General features: G+C 65.0%; 13 protein-coding genes. All 13 read left to right on the forward strand.

Translation table 11 applies throughout. From position 1 onward, the window contains the following. The first annotated feature begins 1 nt into the window (after position 1). The gene (locus tag B7G53_RS09205) at positions 2 to 1963 is read left to right on the forward strand and encodes an acetyl/propionyl/methylcrotonyl-CoA carboxylase subunit alpha (RefSeq protein ID WP_096666854.1); all 1962 of its coding nucleotides are present in this window, start codon (positions 2 to 4) and stop codon (positions 1961 to 1963) included. A gap of 55 nt (positions 1964 to 2018) precedes the next feature. Further along, positions 2019 to 3194, forward strand: a complete 1176-nt coding sequence (locus B7G53_RS09210) for an acyl-CoA dehydrogenase family protein (protein ID WP_096666856.1) — start codon at positions 2019 to 2021, stop codon at positions 3192 to 3194. After that, positions 3191 to 4327 (forward strand): acyl-CoA dehydrogenase family protein, encoded by a 1137-nt coding sequence (locus B7G53_RS09215; RefSeq protein ID WP_096666858.1) that lies wholly within the window; start codon positions 3191 to 3193, stop codon positions 4325 to 4327. The genes B7G53_RS09210 and B7G53_RS09215 overlap by 4 nt, the downstream gene beginning before the upstream one ends. After that, positions 4324 to 5292, forward strand: coding sequence for an AAA family ATPase (locus tag B7G53_RS09220; protein ID WP_096666859.1), 969 nt, complete (start codon positions 4324 to 4326; stop codon positions 5290 to 5292). The genes B7G53_RS09215 and B7G53_RS09220 overlap by 4 nt, the downstream gene beginning before the upstream one ends. After that, entirely contained in the window at positions 5276 to 6706 is a 1431-nt protein-coding gene (locus B7G53_RS09225) for a VWA domain-containing protein (protein WP_176491323.1), read from the forward strand. Before B7G53_RS09220 ends, B7G53_RS09225 begins: the two co-directional genes overlap by 17 nt. A gap of 32 nt (positions 6707 to 6738) precedes the next feature. Next, entirely contained in the window at positions 6739 to 8379 is a 1641-nt protein-coding gene (locus tag B7G53_RS09230) for an MBL fold metallo-hydrolase (RefSeq protein WP_096666863.1), read from the forward strand. 5 nt (positions 8380 to 8384) lie between these two features. Next, on the forward strand, positions 8385 to 8903 hold the full coding sequence (locus tag B7G53_RS09235; protein WP_096666865.1) for a PaaI family thioesterase: 519 nt from the start codon (positions 8385 to 8387) through the stop codon (positions 8901 to 8903). Positions 8904 to 8942: 39 nt separating this feature from the next. Further along, complete coding sequence (locus tag B7G53_RS09240; RefSeq protein WP_096666867.1) at positions 8943 to 10724, forward strand: acyclic terpene utilization AtuA family protein; 1782 nt, start codon at positions 8943 to 8945, stop codon at positions 10722 to 10724. 38 nt (positions 10725 to 10762) lie between these two features. After that, on the forward strand, positions 10763 to 11956 hold the full coding sequence (locus tag B7G53_RS09245) for an acyl-CoA dehydrogenase family protein (protein ID WP_096666869.1): 1194 nt from the start codon (positions 10763 to 10765) through the stop codon (positions 11954 to 11956). Between the two features lie 108 nt (positions 11957 to 12064). After that, entirely contained in the window at positions 12065 to 12745 is a 681-nt protein-coding gene (locus tag B7G53_RS09250; RefSeq protein ID WP_255249955.1) for a TetR/AcrR family transcriptional regulator, read from the forward strand. 247 nt (positions 12746 to 12992) lie between these two features. Then, a complete protein-coding gene (locus B7G53_RS09255; protein ID WP_096666873.1) occupies positions 12993 to 13607 on the forward strand; it encodes a TetR/AcrR family transcriptional regulator in 615 nt (204 codons plus the stop codon). A gap of 65 nt (positions 13608 to 13672) precedes the next feature. Then, positions 13673 to 14260, forward strand: a complete 588-nt coding sequence (locus B7G53_RS09260; RefSeq protein WP_096666875.1) for a hypothetical protein — start codon at positions 13673 to 13675, stop codon at positions 14258 to 14260. Positions 14261 to 14374: 114 nt separating this feature from the next. Then, entirely contained in the window at positions 14375 to 14785 is a 411-nt protein-coding gene (locus B7G53_RS09265; protein WP_255249956.1) for a DUF883 domain-containing protein, read from the forward strand. Positions 14786 to 14998 lie beyond the last annotated feature (213 nt).

Consider the following 14998-nt stretch of genomic DNA (forward strand, 5'->3'; position numbering starts at 1 on the left):
GATGAACTTCACAAAAATTCTGATTGCCAACCGCGGCGAAATCGCCTGCCGGATCATCCGCACGGCCCAGGCGCTGGGCTACCGCACGGTGGCCGTTTACAGCGAAGCCGATGCTCAAGCGCTGCATGTCACCATGGCCGACGAAGCCGTGTGCATCGGCCCGGCGCCGGTGCGTGAGAGCTACCTCAATGTCGCGGCGCTGCTGGCGGCGGCGCGCAGCACGGGCGCCGATGCGGTCCACCCCGGCTACGGCTTCCTGTCCGAGAACGACGCCTTTGCGCAGGCTTGCCTCGACGCCGGGCTGGTGTTCATCGGCCCGGACCCGCAGGCCATCCTGAAAATGGGCAACAAGGCCGGCGCCAAGCGCTTGATGCTGGCCGCGGGTGTGCCCTGCGTGCCGGGCTACCAGGGCGCGGACCAATCCGACGCCACACTGGTCGCGCAGGCGCGCGACATCGGTTTCCCGATCATGGTCAAGGCTGCCGCGGGCGGCGGCGGACGCGGCATGCGGCTGGTCGAACAGCCGCAGGACTTGCCCTCCGCGCTGGTCAGTGCCCGTTCGGAAGCAGGCAATGCCTTCGGCAGCGAAGAGCTGATTCTCGAACGCGCGGTGATCGAACCGCGCCACGTCGAAATCCAGGTCTTCGGCGACCGGCACGGCCACATCATCCACCTGGGCGAGCGCGACTGCTCGATCCAGCGTCGGCACCAGAAGGTGTTCGAAGAAGCGCCCTCCCCGGCGGTCACGCCCGAGCTGCGCGCGCAAATGGGTGCGGCGGCGGTGGCGGCGGCGCGCACCGTGAACTACGTCGGCGCCGGCACGGTCGAGTTTTTACTTGACCGCGAAGGGCGTTTCTACTTTCTGGAGATGAACACACGGCTGCAGGTCGAACACCCGGTGACCGAGTGCATCACCGGTCTGGACCTGGTGGCGTGGCAGATCGCCGTGGCCCGTGGCGAGCCCTTGCCGCTGACTCAGGAGCAAGTGCAATTGAACGGGCACGCTATCGAAGTGCGCCTGTATGCCGAAGACCCGTACGCGGGCTTCCTGCCGCAAAGTGGCGATGTTGCGCTCTGGCGCCCGCCCACGGGCGAGGGCGTGCGCGTTGATCATGGACTGACATCAGGTCAGACCGTCAGCCCGCACTACGACCCCATGATCGCCAAGATCATTGCGCACGGCGCGACCCGCGACGAGGCCCGACGACGCCTGATCGGAGCGCTGCAACGCACCCGCCTGCTCGGCCTACCCCACAACCGTGCCTTCCTCGAAGCCGTGGCCAGCCACCCGGCCTTCGCCGCTGGCGAAACGACCACTGCCTTCATCGCCCAGCACTTCGACAGTGCGGCGCTGGTGCGGCCCCAACCCGATTCGTTGGCGTTGGCGCTGGCCAGCACGCTGTGGTTCGAAGCCAGCGCCACGCCGGTCGCAGCCGCGCCCTGGCGCTCCAGCGGACCGGCACGCTGGCCGATGCTGATCGGCGAGGGCGAACACCGCCATGCCGTGCACATCACGGTCACAGGAACCCACAGCTACACGCTCGAAGTGGGCGCGGCGCTGCACCACATCACCCTCAGCGGGCGCGAAGGCGAGTGCCTGCGCCTGATCGCCGATGGCGTGCAGCAGCACGCGGCGGCGGTGTTTGCCGGCGGCGTGTTGCACCTGGAACTGGGCGACCTGAGCGCCAGCTTTGAAGACTTGACCTATGCCCCGCCGGCCGCGGCTGCAGGAAGCGCGGAGTCACGCGTGCTCGCACCCATGAATGGACGGGTGCTGGCAGTTGACGTCCAAAATGGCGACACGGTCACCAAGGGGCAACGCCTGGCGGTGCTCGAAGCCATGAAGATGGAGCATCAACTGCTGGCCCGTCGCGATGGCGTGGTGGACCAGGTTGCGGTGCGCGCTGGCGACCAGGTTGCCACGCGCGCATTGTTGGTGTCACTGGTCGAGCAGCCTGATTGATGCGCACGTCGCCCTGCACGCACGACACACGCCATACCCACGAGGAGTAATACCCATGCCAGCCGAAACCCTGCCTGCCAAGAGCCCCTTCTATACGCCCGAGCACCTGGCGTTCCGCGATGCGATGCGCCGCTTCGTCGCCAGAGAAATCAGCCCGCATGTTGACGCCTGGGACGAAGCCGAGTCCTTTCCTGTCGAGTTGTACCGCAAGGCAGCCGAGATCGGCCTGCTTGGCTTGGGCTTCCCCGAAAGCCATGGTGGCAACGACGGCGACCTGTTCATGACCATCATCGCCGCGCAGGAACTTGCGCGTTGCGGTGCTGGCGGTGTCCTGGCGAGTCTGCTGTCGCACACCATCGGCTGTCCGCCCATCGTCAATGTGGGCAACGAGGCGCTCAAGCATCGCGTCTTGCCGCCGGTGCTGCGGGGCGAGAAGATCAGCGCGCTCGGCATCACCGAACCCTCCGGCGGCTCGGACGTGGCCAACCTCAAGACCACGGCGCGCCGGGATGGCGACCACTACGTCGTCAACGGCTCGAAAACATTCATCACCTCCGGCATGCGCGCCGACTTCTACACCGTGGCGGTGCGCACTGGCGGGCCGGGGCCAGGCGGCGTGTCGCTGCTGCTGATCGAGAAAGGCACGCCCGGCTTTACGCAAACGCCTTTGAGAAAAATGGGCTGGTGGTGCTCCGACACCGCCGCCCTGTATTTCGACAATTGCCGCGTGCCGGTGGAGAACCTGGTGGGGGTGGAAAACCAGGGCTTCAAGGCCATCATGAAGAACTTCAACCGCGAGCGCATCTTCCTCGCCGCCGGTGCCAACGGTTTTGCCCGTGTCTGCCTGGACGAAGCGCTGGCCTGGTCGCGTGAACGCGAGATGTTTGGCGGCAAGTTGATCGACCAGCAGGTCACCCGCCACAAACTCGCCGACATGGCCATGCGCGTCGAGGCGACCCAGGCCATGCTGGAATTGCTGGCCTGGCGCGTCGAACAGGGCGACACGCCAGTGGGCGAAATCTGCCTGCTGAAGAACCAGGCCACCCAGACCATGGCCTATTGCGCTAGCGAGGCGGTGCAACTGCACGGCGGCGCCGGCTTCATGCGCGGTGTCAAGGTGGAACGCATTTACCGCGAGGTCAAGGTCAACGCCATTGGTGGCGGCGCCGAAGAGGTGATGCGCGACCTGGCGGCGCGCCAGCTCGGGTTTTACGCCGGAAGCCCTCGATGAAGTCCACCACCTCACCCACACAGCACATGCCGCCTTCGGCGCTGCCCGAGGCCATGCGCCTGGCCTTGTCGGACGCGCCAGCGCCTGACTGCGCGCACGGCTTCCCCCGTGCCTGGTGGCGTCATCTCGGCGCCAGCGGCCTGCTCGGTGTGGGGTTCGACAGCGACGGCGGGCCGCCCGTCACGGACGCCGTGCGGGTCAGCGCTGTGGCCGAAATCGTCGCCCGGGAATCCGCCAGCCTGGGCCTCGGCATGGCGTGGATGATGCAGCAGATGCTGGGGCGCTTCGTGCTGGCGCCGAATCTGCGCAGCGACCGGCATCGTGCCCTGCTGCAATCAATGACGGTCGGCGACACACTGCTGGCACTCGCGATCTCCGAGCCCGGCACCGGCGCGCATCCCAAACACCTGAGCTGCCGGGCGGTTCGGGACGGCGACGACTGGCTCTTAGACGGCCACAAGGCCTTCGTCAGCAACGGCCCGGCCGCCGATGCCATCATCGTGCTGGCCGTCAGCGGCGAGCACCAGGGGCGCAAGCGCTTCGATGCGTTCGTCGTTGAGGCCAACACACCGGGTCTGACCCGCGAACTGGACGACAAAGTGCGCGGACTGGCGCCGCTCGGCCATTGCGGCCTGCGCCTGGTCGGCTGCCGGGTGCCGGACAGCCAGCGCCTGGGCGCGCCGGGGCAGGCCTTCGACACCATCGCGCGGCCGCTGCGCGCGATCGAAGACGCGCTGCTGCTGGGGGCTATGCTCGGCGCCATGCAAGCCGAGCTGGATGCCCTGGCACGCTGGTTCCGCAATGCAGCCCGCACGCCGGCTTTGACGCGTGACCTGGGCGCCCTGCAACTCGAACTCGATGCCCTGTCACCCGTGGTCCGACATGCTGCCCAGCACCTGGACCAGCACGGGCCGGACGAGGCACTGGCGGCGTTCAATCTGGGCGCGCGCCGCCTGTTTGATCGCTGGCAAGGCGCCTGTGAATCCTTTGCCGCGGCCCTGGACGACCATGAACCGGCCCTGCTCACCCTGGCGCGCGACCTGCGCCTGGTGCTGGGCATAGCCCGCGGCATCGCCGACTCCCGACAACTTCAAGCCGGCGAAAAAATGCTGCTCACCCAAGGAAACCGATGAAAACACTTTACCAAACCCACTTTGATTCCATTGATGGCCTGGCGCAGCGCCTGGCTGCGGTCGACTACATTGCCAGCCGCGAAATCGCCACCTCGGTCTACCTGGGCTTCAACCTGGAAAAGCCGATCCTGGTCGAAGGCCCGGCCGGCGTCGGCAAAACCGAACTGGCCAAGGGCATGGCCGAGATCCTCGACGTGCCCCTGATCCGCATGCAGTGCTACGAGGGCCTGGACGAGTCCAAGGCCCTGTACGAGTGGAAATACGGCAAGCAACTGCTGTACACGCAACTGCTCAAGGACAAGCTGGGCGAGATGATGCAAGGCGCGGTCGGCTTGGCGGCCTCGATCGAACGGCTGCATGCACACGACGACCTGTTCTTCTCCGAACATTTTCTGGAGCCGCGCCCGCTCTACCAGGCCTTGCACCAGGAGCGCGGCTGCGTGCTGCTGGTGGACGAGGTTGACAAGTCCGATCCCGAATTCGAGGCGTTCCTGCTCGAAGTGCTGTCGGACTTCCAGGTCTCGGTGCCCGAACTCGGCACCATCAAGGCCAAGGTCAAGCCCATCGTCTTCCTCACCAGCAACAACACGCGCGAGATGAGCGACGCGCTCAAGCGCCGCTGCCTGCATTTGCACATTCCCTTCCCCGAGGCGAAGCTGGAGCGGCGCATTCTGGAGCGCCGCGTGCCCGGCTTGTCGGCAACCCTGAACCGCGAGCTGGTGGCCTTCATTCAGGCGGTGCGCCAGATGGACCTGAAAAAGCAGCCCTCGGTCAGCGAGACCATCGACTGGGCCAAAACGCTGCTGCTGCTGCACGCCGAACACCTGAGCCTGGACATGGTGAAGGGCACGCTCAACGTCTTCCTCAAGTTTGAGCAGGACATTGCCTCGGCCAGCGAGCAACTGTCGGCCCTGCTGCAGCAAGCGCGCAAGGATGCGGAGATTCCCCGTGCAAGCCACGCTTGAAGACTTTTTCAAGGCGCTGCGCGGCAGCGACCTCGAGATCAGCCTGAACGCCCAGATCGATGCGGCGCGCGCCGTGGAACTGGTGGGCTGGCGCGACCGCACCCTCCTGAAAAGCGCGCTGGGCACGACACTGGCGAAAACCACCCCGGATCGCGTCCTGTTCGACGAGTCCTTTGACCGCTTCTTCCGTTTCAGCTCTTTTGAGAACATGACCGCGCAAGGCCGCCCGACCAAGCACGCTTCCAACCCCGGCGCCGACGCCACACCAGCGCAAGACCTGCCCGAGCAAAGCCCCAAAGACCCGACGGCCACCGGCTCCGGCGGGCCGGGCGGCTGCCAGGGCAGCGGTGGCCAGGCCTTGTCGCAATTGCTGCTGGCGGGCGATTCGGCCGCGCTGGCCAAGCGCATGCAGGAAGCCGCGCGCGAGGTCGGCCTGACCGACATCTGGTTCTTCACGCAAAAAGGCTACTACACCCAGAAGATCCAGAAGGCCATGGGCCTGGAATTGCTGGACCGCGAAATTTCCGACACCAAACGCCAGACGTTGGCGCCCGAGCGCGCTCGCGAACTCGAACGGGTGCGCAAGAAATTGTTCGTGGAGGTGCGCAATTTCGTCGAACGCAAACTCGCGCTCTACGGCACGGCACCGACGCGCCAGTTGCACGACGATTTCCTGCAATCGCAAAAGCTCTCCAACATCGAAAAACGCGATTTCGCGCGCATGCACGTCATCGTCAGCAAGATCGCCAAGCGGCTGGCCGATCGCCACTCGCGGCGCAAGAAAAAACGGGTGCGCGGCCAGCTCGACTTCCGCAAGACCCTGCGCAAGAACGCGGCCTACGACGGCGTGATGTTCGAGACCTTCTGGCGCTCCAAAGTGGTGGACCGTCCGCGCGTGGTGGCCATTTGCGATGTCAGCGGCTCGGTACGCCAGTACGCGCGCTTTTTGCTGCTGTTCCTGCACAGCCTGGGCGAGCAGGTGAGCGACCTGCGCAGCTTCGCCTTCACCAACCACCTGGTCGAGGTGAGCGACACCTTCGAGTCGCTGCCGGTCGAACAAGCGGTCGACAAAGTGATGCAGGCGGTGGGCGGCAGCGGCACCGACTACGGGCAGACCCTGCTCGATATTGAAGAACAATTGCTGGGCGACATCGACCGCCGCACCACGGTGCTGATCCTGGGCGACGCGCGCAACAACCGCGGCGAGGCGCATGTCGAGGTCATGAAGCAGCTTTATGAGCGCGCGCGCCGGGTGATCTGGCTCAACCCCGAACCGACCTCGTTCTGGGGTTTGGGCGACTCGGAAATGAAGCGCTACGCGCCCTATTGCCACATCGCGCGCGAATGCAATTCGCTGGCCCACCTGGAAAGCACGCTCGATGCCTTGTTGCGCACCCATTCGGCCAGCGCGTAGAGCCCATCCACCCCCGCCCAAGGAACACCGCCATGGCCCGCTCCACCCTGCAACTGCACCCCCATAAAGAACCAGCCGTGGCGCACCCGGCGGCCACCCTGTTACTGCTACGCGATGGCGCGCAAGGGGTTGAAGTTTTGATGACCCGGCGATCGCCGACAGCCAGCTTTTTACCCGGCGCCTATGTGTTTCCCGGCGGGCGAGTGGACGCCGACGACCACCAGGCCCACCCGCTGGCGCGCGCACCCGGCGCGGGCGGACGCTACCGCACGGCGGCACTCGCTGCCCTGCGCGAAACCTTTGAAGAGCTGGGCCTCCTGCTGGCGGTGCAGGCCGACGGCAGCCCCGTCACCCACAGCCACCTGCAGGAGCTCGACCGCGGCCAGGCCCTGTACCCGCAACTGCACAGTCGGGGCTGGTCGCTTTCGGTTGATCGGGTGCGCATGCTGGCCTGCTGGACCACCGACCGCAGCGTGCCCAAGCGTTTCGACACCGCCTTCTTCGCCGCCATGATGCCGGCCCAGCAAGAGCCCGTGGCCGACGAGAAGGAACAGTTCGAGCCCGTCTGGGTCAGGCCCGAGGATGCGCTGACGCAGCACCAGGCCGGCAATTTTTTCATGATCTTTCCCACCATCCGCACCCTGCACTGGCTGGCGGAATTCGAGCAGGCCGAGCAGGCCCTGGCTGCCTGCACCGACGACGAACCACTGTGGAACTCCTGCCCCCGTGGCGGCATGGTGAGCGGACAGGCGCAGCGCTTCATGGAACAGGACCTGCCCTACGCCGAACTCGCGCTGGTGTGCCCGTCCGGACAACTGGAGCATGCGCTGGACTGGCAGCACGAGCGGCCGGTGCCCCTGTTGCGGCACCTGCATCGCCTCACCGCCCCCAACGCCAGCGTCATGACCGGCCCCGGCACCAACAGCTACATCGTGGGCGACGCGGCCAGTGGTTACATCGTCATTGATCCGGGCCCCTTGCTGAACGACCATATCGAACGCCTGCTGGCGTTCACGGCGGGCAGGGTCAAGGCCATCGTCTGCACCCACTCGCACCCGGACCACTCCCCCGCCGCGCAGCCGCTGGCCCAGGCCTGCGCCCGCCTGACGGGCCAGACACCACCGGTGCTGGGCCTGGCCTCGGCCGCCACGGCCCGCGCCACGGCGCAGTTCACCCCCGACCGCGCTCTGGCCGACGGCGAGCGCCTGACGCTGCACGATGGCGAGCACACCAGCACCCTGCGCGTGCTGCACACACCGGGGCACGCCGCCAACCACCTCTGCCTCATCCTCGAAGAAGACGGTCTGCTGTTCTCGGGCGACCACATCCTCAGCGGCAGTACCACCATCATCGACCCGCCCGACGGCGACATGAGCGCCTACCTCGATTCGCTGGACCGCCTGGCGCAGGCCTGCGAAAAGGACGGTATCGAATTCATCCTGCCGGCGCACGGCCACGTCATCGGCTGGGCGGCGCAGTCCATTGCGCAGCTCAAGGCGCACCGCCTGCGGCGCGAGGCCAGGGTGCTGGCGGCCATGCGCGCCGTCCCGCAAGGCGGCCTGGACGACTGGCTACCTCTGGCCTATGACGACACCCCCGCGGCGCTCTGGCCAATGGCACGCCGATCATTGGCGGCCCATGTGCAACGCGTCGAGCAACTGGCGATGTTTTGAATCCCATGCGCTTTTTTAAAAACCCACAGGAGCCCAATTTGAATACCAACGCCCCCCACCTTGACCGCATCGCCGCCTGCAAGCAAAGCTGGAACGATAGCCCCTTTCTGAAGGCGCAAGGGCTGGAAGTTGAAGAAACAGCCGTAGGCCGGGCTATTGTGCGACTGCCTAAAGCCCTCCCCACCCAACGCGGCGGCGGCGGTTCGGACACCGTGCTCAATGGCGGCGTCATCTCTTATATGTTTGACGGCGCGCTTGGCTGGGCCATCATCTCCTCGCTGCTGGCCATGCCCGAGGCGGCCGACATTGACCCCTTCGAGCTGCGCCAGTTCACGATCAACCTCGACATCACCTTCCTCAACGCCGCCATGGGCGATAGCTTCGAGGCGCGCGGCAATGTGGTGCGCATCAGCCGCACGACGGCATTTGCCGAAGGGGAGTTCCTGGATGCCAATGGCACAGTCTGCGCCACGGCCAAGGGCATCTGGCGCGTGTTCTGGCCGCGCAGCACCGTGTCCGCCTGAACCCGCGATCCAGGCTTCCCCCCACAAAAGGAGACAAACATGAAACAAAGCACCCTTCGCATCGGCAGCGCCTCGGGCTTCTGGGGCGACAGCGAGTTCGCCGCCGCCCAACTGGTGCAGCGCGGCAACATCGACGTCCTGGTGTTCGACTACCTGGCCGAAATCACCATGTCGCTGCTCAGCCGCGCCAAGGCCAAGGATCCGGCACTGGGCTATGCACCGGATTTCGTGACCACCCTCCAGCCCCTGATGAAGGAGATCAAATCACGCGGCATCAAGGTCATTGCCAATGCCGGCGGCGTCAACCCGTCCGCCTGCCGCGCCGCGCTGGTGGCGGCAGCGCTGGCCGAAGGCGTCGACCTGAAAATCGCCGCCGTGCTGGGCGACGACCTGATGCCACAGGTGGACGCGCTGCGCGCCGCCGGCACCCGGGAGATGTTCTCCAGCAGCCCCTTCCCCGCCAAAGTGATGAGCGCCAACGCCTACCTCGGCGCCTTCCCGATTGCGGCCGCGCTCGATGCCGGCGCCGACATCGTGGTCACCGGCCGCTGCGTCGACAGCGCGGTCACGCTGGCGCCGCTGATCCATGCCTTTGGCTGGACCGTCGCCGACCACGACCGCCTGGCGCTTGGCAGCCTGGCCGGCCACCTGATCGAGTGCGGCACGCAGGCCACCGGCGGCAACTACACCGACTGGGACACGGTGCCGGGCTGGGACGACATGGGCTTTCCCATCGCCGAGTGCCGCGCCGACGGCAGCTTCGTGATCACCAAGCCCGAAGGCACCGGCGGGCTGGTCTGCCCCTCGACCGTGGGCGAGCAGATGCTGTACGAGATCGGCGACCCGCGCGCCTACATCCTGCCCGACGTGGTGTGCGACTTCACCGGCGTGACGCTGACGCAAGTCGGCCCGAACCGCGTCGAGGTCAAGGGCGCGCGCGGCCTGCCGCCGACCGACCAGGCCAAGGCCAGCATCACCTACGCCGACGGCTTTCGGGCCATGAGCCTGTTCATGATCGGCGGCATCGATGCCGGCGCCAAGGCGCAGCGCGTCGGCGCCGCCATGCTGGCGCGCATGCGGCGCCACTATGCGCAGCGCGGCTGGCCCGACTTCACCGAAACCTGTGTCGAGGCCATCGGCGCCGAAGACACCTACGGCCCCCATGCGCGGCCCGATGCGCGCGAGGTGATGCTCAAAGTGGGCGTGCGCCATCCAGTCAGGGATGCGCTCGAACTGTTTTCGCGCGAGGTGGCGCCCATGGCGCTGATGTCGGCCCCGGCCATCACCGGTTTCACCGGCGGCCGGCCCAAAGTGCAGCCGGTGGTTCGGCTGTTCTCCTGCCTGGTGCCCAAGACGCGGGTGGCCGCCAGCATCGACATGGGCGAGCAGACCGTGGCAGCACCCCAGTTGAACGGCCAGACGTTTGATCCGGCAACCCTGCCCCAGGTCGGCGGCCCCCTGCCCGCCGCCGACGCCTTTGCGCGCGGCACGCGCACCGTGCCGCTGGTCAAGCTGGCTTGGGGCCGCAGCGGCGACAAGGGCGACGCCGCCAACATCGGCATCCTCGCGCGCCAACCCGACTACCTGCCCTTCATCCGCGCCGCCCTGACCGAGCAGGCGGTGGCGGCCTGGTTCGCCCACCTGGTCAAGGGCAGCGTGCGGCGATTCGATTTGCCCGGCACGCACGCGCTGAACTTTCTGATGCACGAAGCCCTGGGCGGCGGCGGCATCGCTTCGGTTCGCATGGACTCGCAGGGCAAAGCCTTTGCCCAGATGCTGCTCGATTTTCCAGTCCCGATTCCAGCCGACCTGGCGCTTTGACAAACGCCCATCAACAACCCAAGACGGAGACACCCACCATGAGCACCCCAGCCACCACCGCCATTGCCAACACCGCTTCCGCAAGCCTGCGCGAGCGCATCCGCGACGTGCAGGAAGCCGCCCGCGGCGTCACCACCCTGTACCCGCGCAGCTACATCCTCCAGTGCATCAAGGAAGACCGCTTCCCCGATGAGCTGTGGCAAAAGCTCGGCGAGTTCGGCCTGCTCGGCCTGTCCGTCCCGGAAGAGTACGGCGGCTCCGGCGGCGGCGTGCTGGAGATCACCGCGCTCAACGAGGCGCTCGCTTTGGCCGGCGTGCCCACACTGTTCCTGGTCGTCACCGGGCTGGGCCGGGTGCCGATCATGCGCCACGGCACGCCCGAGCAAATCAAGAAATACGTCACGCCCACCTGTACCGGCGAGAAGAAGCTGTGCTTCGCCATCACCGAACCCAATGCCGGCACCAACAGCTTTGCCATGACCACGCTGGCCACACCGGACGGCGATGGCTGGATGCTCAATGGCCAGAAGGTCTTCATTTCCGGCGCGCGCGATGCCGACTACATGCTGGTGATCGCACGCACCACCAAGGCAGGCGAGGTAAAGCACCGCACCGACGGCATCTCGCTGTTCGTGCTCGACATGAAAACGCCCGGCATCCAGCTGGCGCAACTCAACATCCAGGTCGAAACTGCCGAGCGCCAGTACATGGTGTTCTTTGACAACGTCAAGCTGCCCGCCGACGCGCTGATCGGCGAAGCCGGCAAGGGCGCCAAGCTGATGTTCGAAGGCCTGAACTCGGAGCGCCTGCTGGCCGCCGGAGCCGCCATCGGCCTGGGCGACTATGCGCTGGCCAAGGCGGTGGCCTATTCGAAGGAGCGCAAGCCCTTCGGCAAGCCGATCGGCTCCTACCAGGCACTGCAGCACCGCATGGCGCAGGCCAAGGCGCAGATCGAGGCAGCGCGCCTGATGACCTACAACGCCGCCGAGCGCTTCGACGCCGGCGAGGATGCCGGCGCCCACGCCAACATGGCCAAGCTGCTGGGCTCGCAAGCGGCGGTGGCCGCCGTCGAGGCCGCGCTGCAAACCCACGGCGGCTACGGCTTTGACCGCGACTACGACATCATTACGCTGTGGCCCATGGTCCGCCTGCTGGAAATCGCGCCGATCAACAACGAGATGCTGCTCAACTACATCGGCGAACATGTGCTGGGCTTGCCGAAGTCGTACTGAGCCGATGGCCGTCATCCCCGGCACCGACCACCCGGACCGAGGTTCGCAACACGGTCGAGGCCGCCGGCCGCCGTTTTCGGGGTGGCCTGAGCTTGCGAACCGGCACCATTGGCAGGCGTCGCTACTCGTTCGCTGATGATGTGTGCCGCGCGCTCCCTCCCCACTTTCGCAGCAGCCAAGCGGCCGCGAGGCCGCCCACGCAAGACGCCGCAAGAGCGAAATGAAGGCAACCGCCGTCAAGATATCGTCAAGGCCGCGGCCAAACTGTTTCGACGCAACGGCTTTAACGGAACGAGCACGCGTGCCATCGCCTGCGCCGCAGGCATGCATTCCGGATCACTGTTTTGTCACTTCAAAAGCAAGGATGCGCTGTTGTATGAAGTGATGCAGGAAGGCATGCGCAGCGCGCTGGCGCGCCAGATGATCGTGCTGCTTGCCGAACATGACGCTGCGACCACACTGCGGCAATTGATCCGTTCGCATTTCCACACGCTGCTGGGATCGAACAGCGATTTCATGCAGGCAGTGCTCTACGAGTCGCGCTCTCTCACGACGCGGCAGCGCAGCGTCATCGCAAAGCTGCAAGGCGATTACGAAGCGGCGTGGACGCCTGTGCTCCAGGAACTGGCATCGGCCGGCTGCCTGCAAGCCGAGGTGCCCCTGGCGCGCCTTTTGATCTTCGGCGCGCTGAACCGGTCAGTACAGTGGTTCGACCCCAAGAAGGGAACCTCGCTTGATGACCTGACCGATGCAGTGATGGCGCTGTTCATACGCAAGAAGCCGCGATAGTCAGCATCCGTCCGGCCAACCTGTTCACAGGGACTTCCCGACGTGCTGTCCTGCAGCCTACCCAGCGAGCCGGTCAGACGGACGAGTTGTTGCCGCATAGCTGGCAACCTCACGCCGGAATCCGTTGACCGCCAATGCACCGACCCATTCATCGCTTCAATTTGTGTTCCCAACGCGTTGCGGAATAATGAAAACTGGTGCTTAATGAACGTTCGTTAAGTAGCGTACAAAATACAGGTGATATCCAATGGCGAAGCCAGCTTTCAGGCATACGCGCAAAGAGATCCTCGGGCTGTCAGTTCCGCTCTTCGCAACGGTCGGATTTGACGGGGTTTCGATGCGTGATATCGCGGCTGCCGTGGGTGTGACGCCTGCCGCCCTCTACCACCACTTTTCGGACAAAGAGCAGCTCTATCTGGATGCGGTCGGCCATGCCTTCGAAGAAAAAGTGGGGCCCTTGAAGTCCCTTCTGGAAGGTGGAGAAAACCCCTGGGATCGGCTCGAAGCGTTCGTCGCACTCTTCACGCGCATGCTCGCCAGGGAAAAGGACTTCAGACGCCTGATGCAATGGGTGCTGCTGGACAGCAATGAGCAGCGCCTGCAAAGCTTGGTGGACTGCGTCTTTCGAGACCTGTTTAGCGCACTGCACAAGCTCGCCGGTGAGCTCGCCCCGGTCTATGACGCCCACCTTCTTGTCGTTTCGATGTTCGGTCTGGTGATCTACCCTTTTGAAACCCAGTCGGTGCGGCGCTTCCTGCCGGGCTACCAGCAACAGCACGAAGACCCCGAAGCCATTGCGCGGCATGTCGTCGGCTTGCTGCGCAATGGTCTTGGCATAAACAACGAGGAAAAATCACATTAACGCCCGGCCCAGGGCAAACGTGTGGAGCAGACGTCCCTGCTCCATGACTGCAAGGAGAAAAAGCGATGAAACTGCAAAAATGGTTGATCCTGTCTGCATTGGTGGTGGGCGCAAGTGCGCAGGCTGCGGGAGAACCCGCAGCAAAGGCGGGCGAGGCGGCCAAGGTGTCCGTGCTGCAGAAAGCGGAGGAAGGCGCGAAGAAAGCGGCCGAGGAAGCTAAAGAGGCAACGCGCAAAGCCGCAGAAGCCGCCCAGCGGGCTGCAGAGAAGGCTGAACAGGCAGTCAGTGACGCCTCGCAGAAAACTGCGGAAGCCGCCCGGCAGGCAGCGCGAGACGCTGATGAAGCTGCCAAAAAGGCTGTACGGAAGACCGCAGAAGCGACCAAGAAAGCGACCGCAGCCACCAAAGAGGCTGCACAGAAGGCAGAAGAAGCCGCTAAAAAAGCAGCCGTAGCCACTAAGGAATCTGCACAGAAAGCCGGGGAAGCCGCCAAAAAAGCGGCCAAGTCGGGCAAGGAGGCGGCGCAGAAAGCGGCCGAAGCCACGCGGGAAGCCGCACGAAAAGCCATGGAAGCCACCCGGGAGGCTGCCGACAAGGCGCTTGAGGCAACCAAAGAAACGGCCAAAAACGTCAAGGATGCCGTAACGAAGTAACCCTTGTCGGGCAGGCTGCCTGCCCGATAGTTTTTCAGATCGTTGCGCTTTTATTTTTTATTTTTATCACTGATAGAGAGGAATCCAATGTCTGAATCCAACACGCCCGGCTCCATGAGCAAAGACAAACTGATCGCCGACATGAAGCGCATCGTCGCCGATGCCGATGAGCTCCTGCGCGCCACCGCCGATCAAGCGGGCGAGAAGGTCGCCGGCTTGCGCACCCGCCTTGAGGCAAACCTGAAGGCAGCCCCAGGCCGCCTTGCCGAGTTCGCGGCTACGGACGTCAACAAAACTACGCAAGACATCCGGGACGCGCTGCAAAAAATCTCGGATGCGGCCACCCAATCTTCTGAAGCCGCCAGGGAAGCAGCGCAGAAAGCCGAGGACTCGGTCAAAAAAGCAACTGAGTCTGGCAAGGAAGCAGCCCAGCATGCGGCAGAAGCCGCCAGGGATGCCGCCAACAAGGCACTGAATGCAATCACGGAGATGGCCAGGAAAGCCAAAGACGCCATCAACAAGTAGAGGTTTTGGCAAGCACGGCCTGTCCGCATGAGCGGGCGGGCCGTGGGAGGCACGCACTTTAGATCAATTCCCCCGCGGGTGCCTGAGGCGATGCCATGTCCGTTGCGGCCGCACAGGTTGTTGGCATTTTTCATGTGCGGTACAGCCATGACATCAGGTTGTTCATATCAGCACTTCGCAAGATTTTCCAGCATGCTGGATGAATCAACCAAT

This window comes from Polaromonas sp. AET17H-212, assembly GCF_002379085.1.
GTDB lineage: Bacteria > Pseudomonadota > Gammaproteobacteria > Burkholderiales > Burkholderiaceae_C > Polaromonas.

Excerpts from the sequence above, each read along its gene's own strand:
- B7G53_RS09205 (WP_096666854.1), top strand. The coding sequence starts at position 2 with ATGAACTTCACAAAAATTCTGATTGCCAACCGCGGCGAAATCGCCTGC.
- B7G53_RS09210 (WP_096666856.1), top strand. The coding sequence starts at position 2,019 with ATGCCAGCCGAAACCCTGCCTGCCAAGAGCCCCTTCTATACGCCCGAG.
- B7G53_RS09215 (WP_096666858.1), top strand. The coding sequence starts at position 3,191 with ATGAAGTCCACCACCTCACCCACACAGCACATGCCGCCTTCGGCGCTG.
- B7G53_RS09220 (WP_096666859.1), top strand. The coding sequence starts at position 4,324 with ATGAAAACACTTTACCAAACCCACTTTGATTCCATTGATGGCCTGGCG.
- B7G53_RS09230 (WP_096666863.1), top strand. The coding sequence starts at position 6,739 with ATGGCCCGCTCCACCCTGCAACTGCACCCCCATAAAGAACCAGCCGTG.
- B7G53_RS09235 (WP_096666865.1), top strand. The coding sequence starts at position 8,385 with ATGCGCTTTTTTAAAAACCCACAGGAGCCCAATTTGAATACCAACGCC.
- B7G53_RS09240 (WP_096666867.1), top strand. The coding sequence starts at position 8,943 with ATGAAACAAAGCACCCTTCGCATCGGCAGCGCCTCGGGCTTCTGGGGC.
- B7G53_RS09245 (WP_096666869.1), top strand. The coding sequence starts at position 10,763 with ATGAGCACCCCAGCCACCACCGCCATTGCCAACACCGCTTCCGCAAGC.
- B7G53_RS09255 (WP_096666873.1), top strand. The coding sequence starts at position 12,993 with ATGGCGAAGCCAGCTTTCAGGCATACGCGCAAAGAGATCCTCGGGCTG.
- B7G53_RS09260 (WP_096666875.1), top strand. The coding sequence starts at position 13,673 with ATGAAACTGCAAAAATGGTTGATCCTGTCTGCATTGGTGGTGGGCGCA.
- B7G53_RS09265 (WP_255249956.1), top strand. The coding sequence starts at position 14,375 with ATGAGCAAAGACAAACTGATCGCCGACATGAAGCGCATCGTCGCCGAT.